At 41.3% G+C, this 22,882-nt stretch carries 1 protein-coding gene; it reads left to right on the forward strand.

The window, feature by feature from the left end; translation table 11 throughout:
* Positions 1–136 precede the first annotated feature (136 nt).
* Positions 137–22,705 carry a DUF5776 domain-containing protein gene (locus tag RZ79_RS01100; RefSeq protein WP_054449647.1) on the forward strand — a complete coding sequence of 7,523 codons (22,569 nt, stop codon included), beginning with the start codon at positions 137–139 and terminating at the stop codon, positions 22,703–22,705.
* The last annotated feature ends 177 nt before the right edge of the window (positions 22,706–22,882 follow it).

A 22,882-nucleotide genomic window follows, 5' to 3' on the forward strand; every position in this document is an offset into this window, starting at 1 on the left:
ATGATAATATAGTGATTATATAAAATTACCCTCAATGCGCGCTTTTTAATGAAGTAGCAGCGCGAAATAATATTTTTTTGAAAAAGTTTTTAATTAAAGTTTTAAAACCTCGATTGAATTTGAAAGGACCATTACTATGCAATACAACAAGCAACAATTCAACAAAGTAAAAGATAAAAAAGTGATGAAAAAAGTTAAGAAACAATGGGTTGTAGTATCCGTTGCTACCTTAGCCTTTTTGGGAACCACGGCATACACTATAGGTGGAAATAAGGCCCATGCGGACACTAAGCCTGAAACTAATAGTGGAAGTAATTCTTCAGGAAATACAACAACTCAAAGCGCTCGATCTAGCTCAAGTTCAAGCGTTTCTTTGACAGCGGCTAGTGGACAAACATCTTCTAGCAACCAAAGTAGCGGGACAAGTGCGTCTTCATCAAACGGTGGAACAGCAAGTTCTTCTAAACCAGTTGTTAATGTAGGAACTACTAATGGTCAAGCTCCTAGCTTTAACAACAATGATGATTCATCTACTTACGCTCAACAAATTCAACAAGGTTATCAAGATGCTTTCAATGGTAAGGCTAACAACTCTGGTACATTAACCGGACAAGCAATTAACTACTACAATGCTGGTTATGCAGCTGCAGCCGCAGTAATGAACGATTACAACCAAAAGACTCAGGGAATTGGTACTGGTACACAAGATTACACTTACTACGGAAATACGCCTAATAGAAAAGACGATGCCGGAAACGTTAAGTCAGCCAGTTTAAGCTCAAGTGGAGCTAGTTTAGCAAGTAATACAGCGGCAAATTCAACTACATCTAACAACTCTTCATCTGGTGCTGCGTCTAGTAATGGAAGTGGATTTACTGGTGCATCAACTACCAATCCACAAACTGCATTAACAGATGGAACTCCACAAAACTACAACAGTCCGGATTCCCCATATCGTGGAGGTGCTGATAATCCATATTCAGCATATACTTCTACACAAAATTACGAACAACAATTACTATCTAAGTTTTCAAATGTTAATAATGTCAGTGTTAAATCTTCGAATAGCATTGGTGCTGGAATCATTCCTCAATCCAGCGATGCAATTATTCAACAAGCACGCCAACAATATGCTAACTACGCCGGTTTGGCGAAGGCTTTTGATACTGCCACAAATATGACTTTGGCAATGCAAGGTTATAATGACGCAGAATCTGGAAAGTGGGTTGGAATTTCTTCAGGAAATGCAAGTCAAGGAAACCAAGACTTTTACATGAATTCATTCTCAGGAATTAGAAATTCATCTAATCCATACGATCAAGCATATATTGGTGCAAAAGACTCAATTGCTAATACTTTTGATAATAATAATAACTTCAAGGTTAATTCTGCATTTAACCCTGTTAATACATCTAATCAATATTACAACATGGGATACAACGATGTAGTTAACCAGACTACGGCTAACGGTTCGGGTGTTGTATTCGTATCTAATGGTAAGCAGTTCTACAACGTTTTGACTGGTCAAACTGGTTCAATTAGTACTGCAGGTGGAAACGTCGCGAATAACGTTACTAAGATTAAAATTATTGGAGATATCGATTTATCTGGAATTTCTGGTACTGGTGGAGAATATGCAAATATTGCTTCAACAGGTTCTTCTATTACTATTGATGGACAAAACCATATGATGGATTTCCATGATATGGATTACTCGTTTACTAATAGTAATTTTACTGACTTATATTTACAAAATTTTCAAGCGCTTTATGCATCTAACTACTATGGTCCATTCCGTGTGGGAAATAATGATAATATTCATTATTCAAATATTAATTATATTGGTGGTCAATTGCTTAGTGCGATTTATCAAAATGTATACTTCTCTGGAAATGTTAATGTTTTAAACCCAGTTAATTATAATAATTTGGCTAATTCTCAATATTACAATTCACCATTTACTCAGAATGTATTGACTGTTGGTGGAGGAAATCAACAAAACCTTGAAGTGCAAAACTTTGTTCTAGAAAATAATTCACATTACTTTGGTAATACCTCACCTGTTAATGGTGGTAATGCAATTGAATTATATGGAAACATGACTCTTGGACAAAATTCTAAGATGACACTAGCCAGTCGTGATACTGGTGGTAATGGTGAAAACGCAATTAATAGTTCTAACATGGCGATTTATTTCCGTAATTCATCCGCCAATTTGAATGTTTCTAAGGATGCTGTGTTAAATATTATTCCATTGGCTTCAAAAACTGCTAACCGTTTATCTGGTGGTATTTTCATGAGTGGTGGTAATATCACTGTTGACGGGGGAACTATTAACTTCCAAGGATATAATGGTACAGCTGGTTACAATAACCAGGCAATTGATATGCAAGGATCTTCCACAATTAAAGTTATCAATGGAGGACTAGTTAAAGTTCTTGAAGCTGGTTTGCCACAAACTACGGGGACTTACTATACCTTAAATGGTCGTCAGGCGACATTGTATGGATTAATCGCTAACGAAAGCACTAGTGGTAATTTCTATGTAGGTAATGGTGGAAACTTGATTGTCGGTCTTACCGACCAAAATGGTGGATATGTAACGCCTTACTACGGTAACTTAACCATCAACGGTGTCGGAAGCGATCATGTTATTTTTTATAATAACAACACGACTAATAATACTTTCCAAACAGGTGGTAATCAAAACGGTATTAATGCATACAATGTTGGTATATTAGATTCTTCTAACCGTATTACCCCACTTTATTACTTCAACCTACCTACGGGAAGTATTAATTATACTGGTGTTGATGGCTCAGGTAGTCCAGTAAGCGGTAGTGTAAACACAACCAAACTAGAAATTCAAAGCATTCCGGCGGTTCAATTTGTTGGAACCAGTGGGGTATCTGTTGATAATAATGGCAATACCGTAATCACTTCTTATGCAAAGTTGACTAATTATAATTCTATTATTGGCCAAAAACTTTATTATCAAGTTGGATATTCTTCTAACGATCCAAAGGGGAATTTTAACGGCTTAACGACATATCCTAATTCATCGTCCCAAGATTTATATTCAAACGCAGATCCTAACCTATATACAGGTGCAATCAATGTTCCAACCAATTATTCTGGAGAAATTATTCCAATTACCTTTACTTTACAGAAGAGTGCAATAGGGAATATTAATCCTCAATTTGTTGGAATGCGTTTGAAGTATGGTTTAACCAGTGTTAACAATATTGTTAATACTAGCCCAAGTGCAGGTGCAAATAACTACACCATTACAATTGAAGGTTATAACTCTGGTAATAATGGTAAAGTAACTGAAAATGGTGATATGGGTATTACAGCAGGTAGTACTGCTGTCCAACAAAATGGTATTGTGGATGGTTTGACTGATGCTTCTGCTGGTAACAGTAATGCTAAGAATTCAGAAAATTTCAATACTAGGACAAGCACTGATTATACAGGTGCCTATAACGATGCACAAAGTGGTTACGCTGCATTTAATAAGAGTGCGCCTTTATCTATTGATGATTTAAAGCAAACTGCTGGATTTAATGCTGCAGTTAATCCGGTTGCTTATATTCAAGGTTATCAAAAGGCTGCATATGATGCTGGGGTTAGTGACGCTCATTTCGGGATTACTAGTCCACAACTACAAAATATCCAAGGATATCAAGATGGTGTTAATCAATATAACCAGGCTTATTTAGTTGGACTTGATCCAAATAAGGCTACGCTTCCATTAGCAACTCTTCAATCACAATATGGATTGGCATCCACATATCTTGGCATTCCAGCATCGGCTACAACGACTGGTTTATCTGATGCTCAAGGTGCTCTTTCATTCGTTCAAGATGAAAGAAACGCGATTATTAACAGTACATCTGGTGGATACGGAACTGTTCTATCAAACCCAACACAAAAGAACGCTTATTTAGATGCAGAAGCGGGTTATTTCAATGCGGTTAAAAACGTATCAAACCCAACAGCTGCCAATCCAAATCCAAACGCAAGTAAAGCTGAACAAGCTGGATTCCAATACGGACAATCATTAATTAACGGTGCACTAGCTAAACAAAGACCAACAGTTGTCAACCCATCTGCTGGTATCTACAACTTATCAGCCGCACAATCAGCATATGATGCTGTTCAAGTAGCCTTAATTCACTCTGTTTCTAATATTTCATCAGAATCAAGCACTACTAGTCACGGTGCTTTATCCGATGATTCATATGTAGGGGACAAAACTGTCTACAAGAGTATTAAGTATGGATATTACAAGGCGGCCCAAGGACAAACGGACATTAGTCTGAACTCATCTGAAACAGAATCAAAACTAGACTTGCTTGAAGAAGTTGGGTACATCTTATACGTTCAACCAAAAGCTTACGAACAAGGTGCGCAAACTTTCAACAACAAGCAAGCTAATACAGTTGCTAACAATCCATACAACAACTCAACAATTGGACAACAATCATTTAATAGCGGTTTTTCTGATGCACAAGCAGCCTTCAATCAAGGTCAAACGGATGGATTAAATACTGTTAAAAATAGCAGCAATCCTCAAAGTGTTTCTAATACTGCAGCAACAATTCCATCTAGTTATGTAAATGACGGCAATTTGTCATCATCATACAGTACTGGATACAAAGGTGCTGTTGATGGATATAAGGATGGTGTGTCATCAACTACTGGATCAAGTGCCAACAACAATTCTACTGGTGCTAATGCCAATTATGAAACTTCATACCAAAATGGTAATGCGCAAGGTAGACAACAAGCAGGGGCTAATGACTATGTCAACAACACTGTTAGCCAAAGTGTTGCCAACAGTGATACTAACTATGCTACTGGGGTAGATACAGCCGCTAAAGGTCACAAGGATGGTTATACTGCTGCTTCTAACCAACCTGGAAATCAAAATATTACCACTAACAACTCTGATAAGACCTATGTAACTGGTTTTAACACTGGGGTAAGTGATGAACGCTCAGATGCAACCAAGAGTAACGATGCCCAAGCATTCGCTCAAGGTGCACAGGACTACACTAACAACTTACCTAAGTCTGTAAGTGGTCATGACGGATACTACATTGCTTACTACAGTCAAGGTTATGATGCCGCTAGACAAGGTCTATTGGATGCGCGCGATGGTAAAAACCAAAGTCTACCAACCTTTACACCTTCAGCTAACAAGGCTGATCCAACATATGTAAACAGTAGTACAATTGTTGCTCAATTCACTACTAGTCTACAAAATGCGTACAAGTTGGGTTATAGTTCATTCAACAATGGCAAAAACGATGCGACAACTGGATTCAGCGATTCCAATAACGCACTATCTGGTAATCAAACTGCACTAACTGCTAATGATAGTAGTAAATCTGTGGCTTACAATGTTGCTGCCGATATCTTTAACACTCAACTAGCATCATTGGAAAACACTAAATACAATAACCAACAAAGCACCAGTGGTACTTTGTACACAGACTTGCAAAATTGGTTCAGTACTAAAGCACAAGCCGATTACCAAAGTGGTGAAAACATTGCCAAGAAGACAACTGTTGCACCAACTGCCGGTAACACTCAACCACAAATTTCATTTGGATTCCTACAAACTGGTTTCAACGACCTAACTAATGGATACAATGGAACAACTGGAAACACTATTAACACCAAATCTCAAGGTTACGTTGATGGTGTAAAACAACAACAACAATTAAATACAGGGATTAATACTGCCATTCAATCAGTTCAAAACAACGCACCAAGCGATTCAGATCAATTGGATGCCTACAATGGTACCAAGGCTGGATACATGGATATTGCAACTGGTTCAACTACTGGTTCTAAGACAATTACTTCCCAATATGACAAGGTCTTCGTTGATGCATATAACAAGGCTTATTCAGATGGCGCTAGTTTAGCCAACGAAGCATTGCAACAATTAAGCCAAAATCAAACAGCATCTGATGCAACATTAAATGCTGATGGTGCTAAGAACGTTGCTTATACAGCAGCTTACAACCAAGTAATGGATGGATACCATTCAGTTCTTGGCATGACCACAGGTTCAACGCCTACATCAAACAACAACTACCAACAAGGTCAAGTAGTTGGTCATGCCTTCATGAACGACTACAATGCTGCCGAAGCTAAGAGTAATCCAAAGGTATCTGACTCATCATCGCAAACATACCATGGTGTTGTTGATGCATTGACTAAAGCTTCAAATAACGGAAAAATTGATGAGATTCAAAGTAGTCAAAATGGAACGCTTTATGTTGACGGATACAACCGTGCCGTGGCAGATATCAACAAGGCTTCTGCAGATGCTGTTAGAGACTTTGATAATGGGGTTCAACCAAACCCAAGTCAAGAATCTACAGCAGCTATTCAAGCTGGTTACACTCAAGCCTACCAAGCACTAACTACTGGATTTAAACAGGGATTGAGTAATCCAAATTCATCTGCTCCTGCTAACACTAACGCAGCTGCTGGCTTCGCAAATGGACAAGCTACTGCTAAGGGGTATGCTGACGCCATTAAGGATTTTAACAATGGCAGTAACAACCCTAACGCCAACAATGAACCAGGTTACTCAGACACTATGAATGCGTTGCTTGATGCGCAAAAGAAACAACGTAATAACAGCAACACAACCACTGTTTATGGATTGGCTTACTCACAAGCTTTAGGTGCTAACGATGGTTTGACTGCCGTTAAGAACAATTCTTCAACTAGTGACATTCCAACCAACGTTCCAAGTACCGTTAACCCATTCGCATACCAAGATGGTTACCAAGGATCTGTTGATGGTTACAAGGATGGTTCTGCATCTACTGAAGGAACATCTACAAACAATAGTGCTGCTCAAGCTAACAACCCGATTTATCAAAATGCTTACAAGCAAGGTAATACAGCTGGTCGTCTTCAAGCTGGTGCCAATGACTACACCAACGGTACTGTTAGCCAAGCTGAACAACAAAAAGATAAGGACTATGCAACCGGTGTGTCGATTGCCGAAAATGGTTATCAAGATGGTGCTAGTGGTGTCACCAAGCAAGGACAAGATAAACCATATACCACAGGTAATACTCAGGGTATCCAATCTGCTGATGGGGTAAAACAAGCCCAAGCGCTAAACAGTACAGATAATGGTCTATCTGGTGATTCCAAGAGTGCATACTACGGGGTTAAAGATGCTTATGCATACGTTGCTAATCCAAATATTCAGAACTCACAATTACCTTCATACGGTGTGAGTGGAATCAACACTCAATCAAATGCTTACCAAGCAGCCTTTGCTGCCGCTAAGGCCAAGGCATTAACTGATGAATCTCAAGGGGTTGCTACATTCCAAGCTAGTCAAGATAATAACTATGACACAACATCAGCTAACGCAACCGTTGATACTAAGGCAATGAGCAATGGTTACAACCAAGCTCAAAAGGGTTACACTGCATCAACAACAAATACGTTTGATACTACCAACAATAGCGCATCATACAAAGCTGGTAACACCATGTACAACGATATTCAAGCTGGTATTACCGATGCCAAGGCTAACCCAACTCTAGGTACTAATTATACTGGTTCAGCAGTAAGAGTTGCTGCCTATGATGGTACTGCCGGAGCCTTTAATGATGTTTTGAAGAACACACCCGGTGCTTCTGCAACACCATTAAGTCGTGATGCTAACCAATCAAAGGCATACGTTGATGCATATAACCAATCAAAAGATATCGCAATTCAAGATGGTGCTAACGGTGCTTTGGCATACGTTAGAGGACAAAGTCAAGCTACAAGTAGCGATGCTGATTCACAAGCGTTTAACTACGGTTATGGTCGTGCTCAAAAGGGATTTAGCGATTCCAAGACCATCCAATCACCTCAAGCATCCGATTCTGCATACATGACAGGTTACAATGCATATCAATCTGAAAGTCTAGCTAATAATGATGCTGTAAGTGGTAACAGAAATAGTTACAGTTCTGCTGTTGACAAAAATTCCTACAACGATGCTTACAACGCATATATCGCTGCATATACAGACTTGAGCAAGAATCCAGATAATACTAATAATCCAAATATGACTGGGAAATCACCAGCTTATGTTGATGCATATTCGGCTGCAAAAACATACCTACAAAGCCAATACCAACAAGGAGTAGCACAATTCCCTCAAGGAATTGCTAAAGGAACTGGATATAACACAATTGGATTAGGAAGTTCTCAAGCTGTTCAAATGCTAATTAATGGTTACACTGATGCAAAACAAGGTTATACAGATGCGTTGAGTGGTGAACAAGCTGCAACCACCATCACAACCAGTGGTGCTATATCAGGTTTTCAAGAAGGTCAACAACTACTAGGTGCGGTTAATGATGTTGCCAACAACGGCAAGCTAACGAACCCCTCTGGCGGGGACCCAATCTACAGCCTAGCCTTCACCGCGGCACTAAAAGCAAAGGATGCTGTCGATGCTAACCCGGATGTATCTAATTTGGTTCCATCTTCTAATTTAAATGCTTCAAATAGCGTTTACGCATCTGCATATACCAATGCGGTTAATACAATGCAAGCTAACTACCAAAAAGGTGTTCAACAATATCTAAGCAGTCAAGCTGAACCTACTAATCCAACTCATGAATATGACATGGGTTACAATGACGCTAAGCAAAGTTTTGAAGATGCCATTGTTCGTGGTCAATCTTCATCTACAAAGAGGACTACTGAAGCTATTAATGCATTTAACGAAGGTCAAAAGGCACTTCAAGGTTATAATGATGCGGTTTCCACTGGTCAAATTAACTATTCGGCTGGAACTGACCAAAACCAAATTGATGCTAACAATGGTGCTACTCAAGCACTTAATGATATTAGTAATGGTCTTGCTAACAACGATTCTGCATATGTCTCAAACAGTAATGCCTTTAAGCTAGCTTATGCCAAAGTCAAACAAGCTGCGCAAACTGCTTATGATAAGGGTGCTAGTGGTTATGTAAATGGTGATAATAATACAACCGCTAGTGATCCATTATCAAAAGTACAAAGTGCTGGTTACAATGCTGCTAAGCAAGGTCATGATTTGCAACAAAGTGGTCAAACACTAAGTGACACGCAAAAGAATAATTCGGCTCTAAATACTGGTTTCAATGATTCTAAGTCAGGAAACGAAGGATTAGCAGCTGCTGGTGGCAACACCACTCCAGACATGACTAACTGGACTCAACCCCAAAAAGATGGTTACAAAGGTACTGTTGATGCATACGCTAACGGTCAATCTGACGGTCAAATGCCAGACTTAACAGGTAAGACTCAAGCATACAAGGATGCATATACAACTTCGTATAATGATGCCAGACAAAAGGCCACTCAAGGTGCTACGGCAACGTTGACTGGTCAGACGGTTGATCAAAGTGGTTGGACGCAAAAACAAAAGGATGCATATACAACTGGTGTTACTAACGCCAACAATGCATATAAGCAAAACCAAGATAATGTTAATGCAACTAACACATACACTGCAGGTAGTGATGGCTCAGAATCATTCGAAGGTGCTAAGGCTGGTTTTGCTGACGGTACTGATGGTGGACAAACTTCACTAGACGGTAAGTCAGACGTATTCAAGGCTGCCTACAACAAGGCTCAACAAGAAGCTAAACAAAATGCTCAAGCCGGTATCGATGAATTTACCGCTAACAAGAGTAATACTGCCAATGCGTCAGCTACTGATGCTAAGAACGTAGCTCACAATGATGGTTATACCCAAGCCCAAGCTGGATACAATGGACAAACTGGTCCTGGTATCAATACCAACGATCCAGCTTATAAGGCAGGTCAACAACTACGTACCGATGAAAACACCGGTGTTTCAGCAGCCCAAAAAGCAACTGGTAGTGATGATAAGTCATTCACTCCAGCCAATGATTCACAAAAAGCTGCTTACGATGCTGCTTTAGCTGGTATCACAGCTGGTGCTAACAACAATAATAACGGTCAAAGTGTTCCTGAAGGCGACTCTGCTCAAGCTAAGGCATACACTGATGCATATAACCAAGCTCATGCATTAGGTATGCAAAAAGCTGCAGCTGGTGCTAACGCATTTAACTCAGGTCAAGCAGATACTTCAGATAATAGTTTGGCCGGACAAGCTCAAAGCCAAGGTTACAAGGATGCTCAAAGTGGTCACGATGCCGCTGTTAAGAACCAAACACCAACTGAAGCACAAAAGAACAATCCATCATTTATGGCTGGATACAATGCGGCTGAATCTGCTCGTACAGGTCTATCCGACATTGAAAAAGGTGCAACTACTGCAACTAGCCACGCTGATAACAATGCGTACAACCAAGCGCAACAAGCTTACAAGGATGCTAGTGATTCAATTGCTGCAAACCCAGACAACCCAGCTCCAACAACTAATACTTCACCTGCATATCAAGAAATCTACAAGCAAGCTCAAGCTGACTTGAAGACCAACTACGATGCAGGTAAGCAACAATTCATGGATGCTCAATCAAGTGCTAACACTAGTGGCGCTTCATCCGACCAAGGTAAGGGTAGAATTACCCAAGGTTACACTGATGCTCAAGATGGTTTCAATGCTGCGATTAACGGGCAAACCATTACTAATCCAAACGATGCTCAAAAAGTGGGGATGGACGCTGCTAAGACAGTAGCTGATACTGTTAACTCTTCAGTGGATGGTTCATACAAGAACAGCAATGACCCAATTGCACAAGCTGCTAACAGTGCAACCCAATCAGCACATAATGATTTACTAAGCAACCCAGATCATGCTGATGTATCAACTGATCCAAGCATCGCTAATAACCCTGTTAAGGCTGCTGCATACAAGCAAGCTCAAGAACAATATAAGGCTAATTACGACGCCGGAACTAATGCATACTTGAATAATACCAACGAGCCTAGTGATGATCTAGGTAAAAAGGGTTACCAAGAAGCAAATGATGGATTTACTGCTGGCTTCAGCGGTCAAACATCAATCGCTAACCAACATAGTGCAGCCCAAAGCGGACTATCCGCTGGTGAACAAGCACTTGCTGGTTACAACAATGCATTATCTCTAAAGGATGAAAATGCGAATGCACCACAAGTCGAAAAAGATGGTAACAACGGTGCAAAACAAGCATTTGCTGACGCTAAGAACAATACTTCAATGAGTGAAAGCGACCTTGCTAAAGAACCGGTAGCCTTTCAAGCTGCCTACAACAAGGCTAAAGAAATTGCTCAACAAGCGATTACAGATGGTGCGACAGCATTCGCAAGTGGCCAAGTTCGTCCAACAGTGACCGACGCCATCACAGATGCCCAAGCTAAGGCTTATGATGATGCACGTTCCGGATACGATGCAGCTAAGACTGGCGCAACGTTGACTCAAGAACAAAAGAACGACCCATCATTCATGGCTGGGGTAAAGGCATATCAAGATGCTCAAAATGGTCGTACGTTATTTAATGAAGGAAAAGCATTACCAGGGGATGCAACTACAGCTGAAAAGCTAGCTTACAACGCTACTAAGGACGCTTATACAGCTGGTGCAAGTGATCAACCACAAAGAAGTGATTTGAATCAACAACCAGGTATTTACCAAGATGAATATTCAGATTCTTACACAGATGCACAACAAAAAGCCCAATCAGGTGCTAGTGAAGCATTTGGTAACTCAACTTCTAAGGTAGATCAAAGCACGTGGAACAAAGCGCAAAAGGATGCTTACAACACTGGTGAGGCGAACGCTGAAGCTGGTTTTGATAAGACTAAGCAAGACGTTACCGCTCAAAATAACTACCCAACTGGTAGTAACTCCGGTGAAGCATTCGATGGTGCTAAGGCAGGTTTCTCAGACGGTAAGTCTGGTGCAACCACTGACCTAACTAACAAGACTCAAACATTCATTAACGCATACAATGCAGCTAAGCAAGAAGCACAACAAGCTGCCAAAGCTGGTGCTGATCAATTCAACGCTCAACAAGGTGACTCTGCTGATGCTAATGCTAAGGATGCAATAAGTGTTGCTCACGTTAATGGTTACGCCCAAGCCCAAGCTGGATACAATGCTCAAAATAACAACAATGTTGACAATGGCAACAAGGACACTTCTTACCAATCAGGTGTGCAAACTGCCAAGGATGTTGCCAAGGGTTCTGCTGATGCATTATCTGATCCAAGTAAGAAAGATTCATACAACTCTGGTTCATCTGCTCAAGACGCTGCCTACAAGGCGACCGTTAATGGTTACCTAGACGGTAGTTACGGCAATAACGATAACGCAACAACTACAGACCCTAGTCAAGCCAAGGCCTACAACGATGCTTATCAAGCTGCTAAGCAAAAGGGTGAACAAGCCGCAACCACTGGAGCTAGCTCATATATTGCTGGTAGTGCTAAACCAACTGGTAGTTCTGCCGAAAGTCTTGCTCAACAAAAGGGTTACCAAGATGCAACAGACGGATACAATGCTGCAACCAACAAGGATGCAACAATTCCAACTAACGCAACTGACGCCTACAAGACTGGTTTCAATGCCAACAAGTCTGGTCAATCCGGAATTAATGACATCGAAAATGGCACAACTACTGAAAATGTTGTCGATTCTGCTTCATACAACAAGGCTCAAAAGGCATACGATGATGCTTCTAAGGCAATCAGTGCCAACCCAGATTCACCAGCAACTGCTAGTGATAGTTCACCTGTATACAAAACTTCTTACACTAAGGCAGTTAACGACTTGAAGCAAAACTACCAAGATGGTACTAATCAATTCGTTAACGGTAGTAACTCTGCTGATACTTCAGGTGCTAAATCAACTCAAGCTAAGACGCAAATTGAACAAGGTTACACTGATGTTCAACGTGGTTTCAATGACAAGATTGACGGAACTACAACCAACAACGCTAATGCAACCACCCAAGAGGGTGCTAATATTGCACAAAAGGTTATTGATTCCGTAAACGGTGTCGCAACTAACAACGTTTCAAGCACCAATGATCCAATTATTCAAACTGCCAACAGTGCAGCTGGACAAGCAAAACAAGATCTACAAAATGATCCAGACCATTCAACTGTTTCAGACGACGCAAGCATTCAAAACAACCCAATCAAGGCAGCTGCTTACAAGGTTGCCGTTAACCAAATGCATCAACAATACGAAGATGGTTCCAATGATTACTTGAATAACCAAACTAAGCCAATCACTGATCTAGGTAAGCAAGGTTACAATGATGCCCAAGCAGGTTTTGCTGCTGGTTTTAATGGGACTAGTGTTCCTAATGAGCACAGTGCTACTAAGGCTGGTCAAACTGCTGGTCAATCAGCATTATCAGGTTACCAAGATGCCTTATCAAACAAGAAGGACAATTCAGGCGATGCAATGCAACAACAAGCTAACGCTGCAGCCCTTCAAGCATTTGATGATGCTAAACAAAATAAGACAACCGACGTTTCAAAAGAACCAGTTGTTGCATACCAATTGGCATATCAAAAAGCACAACAATCTGCTGCTGTAGCAACTACTAGTGGTGCGACAGCATTTGCTAATGGTGAAACTAGACCAACTGGTGACGATGCACTAAGTCAAGTTAAGCAAGCTGCTTACGACTACGCTAAGTCAGGTTACGAAGCTGCTAGAGACGGTAAGGTTACCGATGATGATAAGAAGAACCCATCATTTATGGCTGGTGTTGATGCATACAACCAATCAATTAAGGGACACGATGCATATGTAAATGGTGAAAAATTACCAGATGATGCTAGTGCTGCTGAAAAGGCTGGTTATACTGCTTCTCAAGATGCTTACTCAAGTGGTAAGAATGACAGCGCTAAGCCAAGTGACTTAGGAAGCAAACCAGAAACATATCAAGACGTTTACAACAATGCCTATGCCGATGCCAAAGCTAAGGCTACAATCGGTGCTTCTGAAGCATTTAACAACACTACTGCAGTCAACCAAGATGACTGGACTCAAGCACAAAAGGCGGCTTATGCTGCTGGTAAGCAAAACGCAACATATGCGTACGCCGACACCAAATCCGATAACACTAAGGCTAACCCAAATGCTGCTGACACAGATGCTGCACAAGCATTTGACGGAGCTAAGGCTGGTTTCGCTGCTGGATCAACAGGAATTACTCCTAATCTATCAGACAAGTCCAACATATTCCTAAATGCCTTCAACAAGGCTAAGGATGAAGCTAGTGCCGCTGCTAACGATGGTCTTAAGGAATACGAAGCAGGTAATAGTGATTCCTCTACTGCTTCAAACGATTCATTAAACCAAGCTCACAAGGCTGGTTATCAAGCTGTATCAGATGGTTACCAAGCTCAAAAAGCTGGTAACGCTGATAACAATAACCAAAACGTTAATTACCAAGCAGGTATCAATCTAGCTAAGCAATTAGCAAATGGTACTAACGATGCCACAACTAACCCAGGCAATAACGGTAATGACTACAAGAGTACTGCTGCCCAAGAAGCTGCATATCAAGCAACATTGAATGGTTACAAGGATGGTGCCAACGGTAACTCTAATAACCAAACACCAACTGATGTAAGTCAATCAGTGGTTTACAACGATGCTTATGCTGCTGCTAAGCAACAAGCTCAAAAGGATGCTTCAACTGGTGCTAGTGACTTTAACAAGGGACTAGACAAACCATACGGCGCAGACTCTCATTCAATCGCTCAAGCTAAGGGTTACCAAGATGCTAGTGACGGATATCAATTAGCTAAGAACAATAACGTTGCCTCATTACCAAGTGGTGCAACTGACGCTTACGTATCTGGATACAACGCATACAAGTCAAGTCAAGCAGGTCTAAACGATGTTGAAAACAACACCACTACCGACCATGTCGACAAGGACGCATATGCTAAGGCCCAAAAGGCTTACACGGATGCAAGTAATGCAATTGCCGCTAGCCCTGACAAACCACAAACATCTCAATACAAAGACCCAGCTTACGTTGATGCCTACAAAAAGGCTGTATCTGATTTACAAACAAACTACCAAACTGGACAACAACAATTTGATAGTGGTAAGAACGTTGCAGATACTACCGGTGTAACTTCACAACAGGCTAAGGATCGTTTGGCTCAAGGTTATGCTGATACCAAGGAAGGATTCGATTCAGTTGTTAACAACACACCAATCAGTAATCCAAATGCTGCTCAAAAAGATGGTATTAAGTCAGCTAAGACTGTTCAAGATGCCGTTAGTGGAATCGTAAACAGTAATACTGACAGCAATAACCAAGACCCTGTCTACACTAGCGCTACTCAAGCAGCACAACAAGCTAAGACTGACTTGGTTGATAATCCAGGACATAGCACAAATTCTGATGATCCAACAATTCAAGACAATCCAATTAAGAAGGCTGCTTACAAGCAAGCCATTCAAGCTATGCAAGTTCAATACAATGAAGGTGCAAACGCATTTGTATCTAACCAACCAGAACCAAGCGATAAGCTAGGTCAAGATGGTTATCAAGACGCCCAACAAGGATTCAACACTGGATTTGCTGGTACTAAGGTCGCAGATAACGCCGATAATGGAACCCAAACCGGTAACAAGTACGGACTATCAGCATTGAATGGTTACCAAGATGCCTATAACGGTGTTTCAAACAGCAATACTGGCGATGCACCAAGAGACGATGCTAACAAGGCTGCTCAACAGGCATTCGACGATGCCAAAACTGGTAATGTCACTGTTTTATCTAATAAGTCATTAGCTTATCAAGCGGCATACAAGAAGGCCCAAGGTGATGCTAAACAAGCTCTTATCCATGGTGCTCAAACATTTGCTGATGGAAACGCTAGTCCGGCCGTAACCAATGCCCCAACTGGTGTTGCTGCTAAGGCATATGCCGATGCAGTAGCTGGTTACAAGGCTGCACAAGCCGGTGGTAACTACACTGATGAACAAAAGGCTAATCCACAATTCATGGTTGGGGTTAATGCTTACAACGACATGGTTTCAGGTCGTCAATTGTTCACCAGCGGTGGTCAACTAACCGGTAATGAATCAGCATCTGAAAAAGCTGGATATCTTGCCGCTCAAGCTGCGTTTGCTGCTGGTAAGAACGATGAATCAAAGGATTCAACTTTGGCTAACGAGTCGGTTCAATACCAAGATGCTTACAACAACGCTTACGACAATGCTAAACAAATTGCTACAAGTGGTGCCAACGATGCATATGCAACTAATCCAACAACAGATACTTCAAACCTATCTTCAACTGAATTAGATGCGTACAATGCGGGTAAGCAAAATGCGCAAACTGCATACAATGCAATCAAGGGTGACACTACAACTGCTAACAACAACATTGTTGATAGTGATGCTTACAACTCATTTGAAGGTGCTAAGGCTGGTTTCGCTGCTGGTAAGACCGGTAATGATACCTCACTAGATGGAAAGTCAACTGCATACATCAACGCATACAAGAGTGCGAAGAAAGAAGCTGCTCAAGCAGCAGCTGCAGGACTTGCAGAATTTGCCGCTGGTAAAACCGACACTGCTACCATTTCAAATGATGCGCTAAACGTCGCTCACAAGAATGCGTTTGATCAAGCAACTTCTGGATATAATGCTCAAGTTAGTGGTCAAATTAACACTAACAATAACGATAAGTCATACCTAGCTGGTGTCCAAACTGCAAATGATATGCAAACTGGATACAATGACGCTGTATCTAATCCAAATCGTTCCGTTTACAACGGTACCCCTGCTCAAGTGGCTGCATACCATGCCACTGCAAATGGTTTCCATGATGGAAGTTACGGTACTAACAACTCAACACCTACCGATGCAACTCAAGCTAAGGCTTACGCTGATGCATACAACAAGGCAATGAGTGCTGGTCAAGCTGCTGCATTAGCTGGTGCAACTACTTACAACAGTGGAAGTGCTAAGACTGATGACAACAGTGCGACTGGTCAAGCATCTCAAAAAGGTTACGATGATGCTAAACAAGGTCATGATAACGCAATGAACAATGTTCCAGCGCCAAGCAACCCAAGTGCCGCATATCAATCAGGTGCACAAGCTGTTGCAGATGGTAAGAGTGGTGCCAGCGACTTTAACGGTCAAAATGATGCCAACGCTAACTACACATCTGGTAACGCTAATGTGCAAACCGGTCATGATGGTGCTAAAGATGGTTACCTAGACGCAGTTATAGGAAACACCAAGAAGAGTTTTGACAATAGTTCTAACAAGACTCAAGCATACCAAGACCAGTACAATGCCGAATACAACAAGGCATTGGCTAAGGCATCACTTGGTGCCCAAAACCAATTCACAAACAGTAATCAAGACATGACTAACTGGACTCAAGCTGATAAGAATGCTTACCAAGCTGGTCAAGCTAGTGCATCACAAGGTTACAATGAAGCACGTCAAAACCCAGATGACGCCACCCACACTGGTAACACCAATGTGGATGAAAGTTTCAAGGGTGCTGCTGCCGCATTTAACGACGTGAAGAATGGTGAAGAAGGACAAAATGGTACTTCCGATGCCAGTCCTGTCTACCAAGATGCTTACCAAGTTGCATTGAATGCTGCTAAACAAGTAGCTAACAATGGGGCAACTAGTTTTGGTAATGGCCAAGACCTAGCCACTCAAGTTGCTAAACTAGGTAACAACCAAGCTGACAAGAACGCCTTTACTAAGGGTTACAACGATGCTCAAACAGCTTATGAACAAGCTCAACAAACTCCTAGTCAAGCTAGTCCTTATTCAACCGGAACTAACAGTAACTTGGTATTCGAAGCCGCTCAAAACGCATTTAGCGATGTTAAGAACGGCGAAGCGGGTGCTCAAGCTAACAAGAGTTCTGATCCTGCATACGTTGCTGCTTACCAACGTGCTTTAAACGAAGTCCAACCAGTGGCAACTAACGGTGCTAGCGGATTCAGTAATGGTGTGAACCTACAACAACAACTTGAATCATTTGGTAACAACCAAGCTCAAAAGGACGCTTACACCAAGGGTTACAACGATGCACAAACTGCTTATGGCCAAGCATTGCAAAATGCTAACGATAACGCCGATCACAATACATCATCAAATGGTGATGAAACTTACCGTGGTGCTGCTGCTGCATTATTAGATGTTAAGAACGGAACTGCTGGTCAACATGCAAATACAGAACAATCAGCACCATACCAAGCTGCATACGCTAAGGCATTGGCTCAAGCCCAAGCTCAATCTAATGCTGGTGCCACTGCATTTGGTAGCAAGACCGATCTTAACAGCGCACTTGGTCAATTTGGTAACAACCAAGCATTAAGCGATACCTTTGCTAAGGGTTACAACGATGCCAGTGACGGATACAACGACGCACAAAAGGATGCTAATATGAGTTCAACTCATAGCACTAATGGTGATAAGGATGAGGTTTACCGTGGAGCTGCCGACGCATTTAACGCGGTATCTCGTGGTGACAACCCAACTCCTGATGCATCACAAACCAATGCTGCTTACCTGGCAGCATTCAGTCGTGCGAAGGATCAAGCACTACAAATCGCCAAAGATGCTGCAGTTGGTTTCAACAAGGGAACTGCTCAACAAGACTTGCTAAGTGCACAAGGCGACAACAAAGCATTACAAAATGCCGTCAGTCGTGGATACACCGATGCACAATTGGCATACAGTCAAGCTGAAGCACAACCTGACACAACCACTCATCAAACTGATAGCAATACCGACAAGACATTCCACGGTGCTTCATTAGCATTCAACGATGTTAAGAACGGTACCGATGGTAATAGTCGTCCTGCTGACGGTGATGTTGTTGCTCAAAGTGCTTACGACAAGGCTTTAAGTTACGCTCAAGGCGTTGCCAAGAACGGTAGTGACGCATTCATCAAGGGTGCCACTTTTGATAACACTGTTAACAGCGCGGGTGCTAACCAAGCTGATAAGGATGCAATCACAAAGGGTTACAATGATGCTCAAACTGCTTACGCAGAAGCTCAACGAAACCCAAGTGAAAACAACCCATATGCTGCTAACACTAACAGCAACCTAGTTTTTGCCGCCGTTGCAAATGCAATCGCTGACTTGAAGGCTAACAACGTTGGAGCTCAAGCAAATGCTTCAACCGACAAGGTATATGTAGATGCATATCAACGTGCATTGAACGAAGCACAACCTCAAGCAACTAATGGTGCTACTGGATTCGGTCAAGGTGTTAACCTTGCGGATGAACTTGCTAAGTTGGGTAACAACCAAGTTCAAAAGGATGCATACACTAGAGGTTATAACGATGCCCAAGCTGCTTATGCTCAAGCACTTCAAAATGCTAATGATGGTAGTGACCATGCAAGTTCAAGCAATGGTGACGAAGTCTACCGTGGGGCAGCTGCCGCATTGCAAGATGTTAAGAATGGTCATGCTGGTCAAAATGCAAATGCAGAACAATCAGCACCATTCAGAGCTGCTTACGCTAAGGCATTGCAAGAAGCTCAAGTTCAAGCTAATGCTGGTGCTACAGCATTCGGTAACAGTGCCGACCTTAACAGTTCACTAGGTCAATTCGGTAACAACCAAGCATTGAAAGATGTCTTTACTACTGGTTATACCGATGCCAATAACGGTTTCAACGCCGCTCAACAAGATGCATCTAAGGCTGCCGATCATAAGACATCAAGCAACGAAGACGTGGCATACGTCGGAGCTGCCGATGCGTTTAACGCTGTCGCCCAAGACAAAGATGCTACTCCTGATGCATCACAAACTAACCCAGCATACATTTCAGCATTCAACCGTGCTAAAGCATTGGCTAACCAACTTGCTCAAAAAGGTGCCGTTGGATTTAACCAAGGTAAATCACAAGCTGACTTGCTTGCTGCTCAAGGTGATAACACCACTCTTAAGAATGAAATTAGCCGTGGATACACTGATGCCCAAACAGCATACGGTCAAGCCAAGAGCAAGCCAGATACTGAAAGCAGACAAACTGACACTAATGCTGATCAAACCTTCCATGGTTCATCACTTGCATTTAACGATGTTAAGTTAGGTCAACTAGGTAGCAGTCGCCCAGCTGACAGTGATGTCGTAGCACAAAGTGCTTACGATAAGGCTTTAGCTGAAGCAATTGAAATCCTAAGAACTGGTATCACTGGTTACCTAAGTGATAGTCAATTGAGTGACCTATTAGACCGTGTTGGTGACAACCAATCTGATAGGGATGCAATTACCAAGGGTTACAACGATGCTCAAAAGGCATACGCTCAAGCTCAACAAAACCCAGATCAAAACAGTCCATACACTGCAAACAGTACAAACGACTTGGTATTCAAGGCTGTTGTTAATGCAATTAACGACGTTAAGAGCGGGAATGATGGAGCACAAGCTAAGGCTTCTAACGATATCGTTTACATCGACGCATATCAAAAGGCTCTACAAACTGCTCAGCCTGAAACTACCAACGGTGCGACTGGATTTGGTAATGATGTCAACTTGAATGATCAATTGGCAACATTCGGAGATAACCAATCTCAACGTGCTGCTTACTCTAAGGGTTACAGCGATGCACAAAATGGTTACAACCTTGCATTGCAAAATGCAAACGATGGTGTTAACCATACAACTAACTCTAATGAAGACACAGTCTACCGTGGAGCAGCCGCTGCTCTTAATGACATTAAGAATGGAAACCCTGGTCAATATGCAAATGCTGAACAAGGTGCTCCATACAAGGCTGCTTACGCTAAGGCATTGGCTTACGCAAGTCAAATTGCTAAGAACGCGGGTGTTACTTACCTACAAAATGGCTCATTGAATGATTCATTAGGTCAATTTGGTGGTAACCAATCCGTTAAGGATGTCTTCACCAAGGGTTACAACGACGCCAAGGTTGGTATCGAATTAGTACAATTAGGTACTGATCAATTGGCAAGTCACACTAACGGAAACAATGTGGACAACACTTACCGTGGTTCTGTATTGGCATTGATTGATATTAATTCAAACCGTCCAAACAACCATCTAAGTGATAGTAACGATCCTGTATTTATTGCTGCATACCAACGTGAAGCACAAATTGCTCAACAAGCTGCTAACAATGGTGCTAAGGCATATACTGAAGGACTAAGTGAAACAGCTGCAGTTAACAAGTACTCAGTAACTCCTGAAGATGCCACTGCAATTAGAATGGGTTACGAACAATCACAATCTGGATACAATGATGGTAATAAGGCTAATGCACAATCTAAGTCAGATAATCCATATTACCAAGTTGGGTTCAACTATGCTGACTCTGCTTACAAGGGTTATCAATCTGCTCAAAGTAATGGTAAACAAAGCACAACTGGTAACGTTGCTACTGACGATGCATATCAAGCAACGATTGCTGCTAGTGCGGATGCCAATAAGGGAATTAAGCAAGATGTTAGCGGCAAGTCATTGGCTTACCAAGTTACTTACCAACGTGCTTATGATTACTTCTTGGCTAAGAAGAAAGCTGCACAAGAAAGCGACTTCTCTAAGGTATCTAAGAAGTACTACAAGAAGAATTACAAGTTGTACAGAGTTTCTAACAAACATGGTGCAAGAATGTACATGAGTCCTAAGTTTACCAAGCATAACTGGATTACTACATTGCAACATGGTGATCTAATCAAGGTTATCAAGATTGTTAGATACGGTAAGACAACTAGACTATACGTTGGTCACGGTGAATACGTCACTGGTAACAAGGATTACGTTGTTGCAACTCAACTAGCCAAGGCCGATAAGAAGACTACTAAGAAGGTTAAGAAGACAACCAAGAAGAAGGTTGTTAAGAAGGTAACTCCAGTAATTCAGACAAAACCAGCTAAGAAGAAGGTAGTCAAGAAAACTGAAACAACCAAGAAACCAACTGTAGTTAAGAAGCATAAGACCAAGGCAAAACAAACATCAATTAAGCAAATTCATAAGAAAGTAGTTACACCAGTTGTTAAGAAACAACAAACTATTAACAACCCAGGCTACTCCGTAACAGTGACTCCAACGAAGGTAAGTCGTTACTACAGAAAGAACTACACTGAATTCAGACTTCAAAAGGATGCTTTGATTCATACAAGTAAGAACTTTACTGACGGCAACTGGGTATCAACACTTCGTCGTGGCGATATCATTAGAGTTGAAAAGGTTGTTAAGTTCCATGGAATTACCAGATTCTACCTTGGAAAAGGTCGTTACGTAACAAGTAACAAGTCATTTGTGATTGATGAGAAGACTTACGATCAACGTAAGGCAACTCAAGATGCCAAGAAGTACAAGGCATCACACAAGTCACTTCCAAAGAACTTGTCTGATCATAGTGATGCTTATGTCGACGCTTACTTGAAGGAATTCTATCGTGGCAGCAATGCTAAGGTTACATTCCGCCGTAAGAAGACTGATACTAATTCAAAGACTACTTCAAACAAGCAAGAAAGTCGTTATTACCGTAAGAACCATAATAAGTTCAGAGTGATAGCTAAGAATGGTATTAGAATTCACACCGATTTGAAATTTAACGATAAGAACTGGACTGTGAAATTACAACGTGGAAATGTATTCAAAGTTCAAAAAATAGTTAAATATTATGGAATTACCAGACTATATATTGGTCAAAATGAATATGTAACAGGTAATACATCATTTGTTAGAGAAATTACGGATTAAGTATTTCTTTAAAATATTCATAGAAAAAACCCCCTCATATAATTTATGAGGGGGTTTTTACGTATATATTTCATAAATATTAAGAAAATATAAAGAAAATATTAAGACTTCACTTCTATAATTAAAACAGTTTTAAATTTAAATTAAGAGTGGTATCATAATCGGGACGATAGGTAT

The organism is Apilactobacillus kunkeei DSM 12361 = ATCC 700308 (assembly GCF_001281265.1).
GTDB classification, from domain to species: Bacteria; Bacillota; Bacilli; order Lactobacillales; family Lactobacillaceae; genus Apilactobacillus; species Apilactobacillus kunkeei.

What these genes read in the sequence shown, in the direction of transcription:
- RZ79_RS01100 (WP_054449647.1), top strand. Translation starts at nt 137, where the DNA reads ATGCAATACAACAAGCAACAATTCAACAAAGTAAAAGATAAAAAAGTG.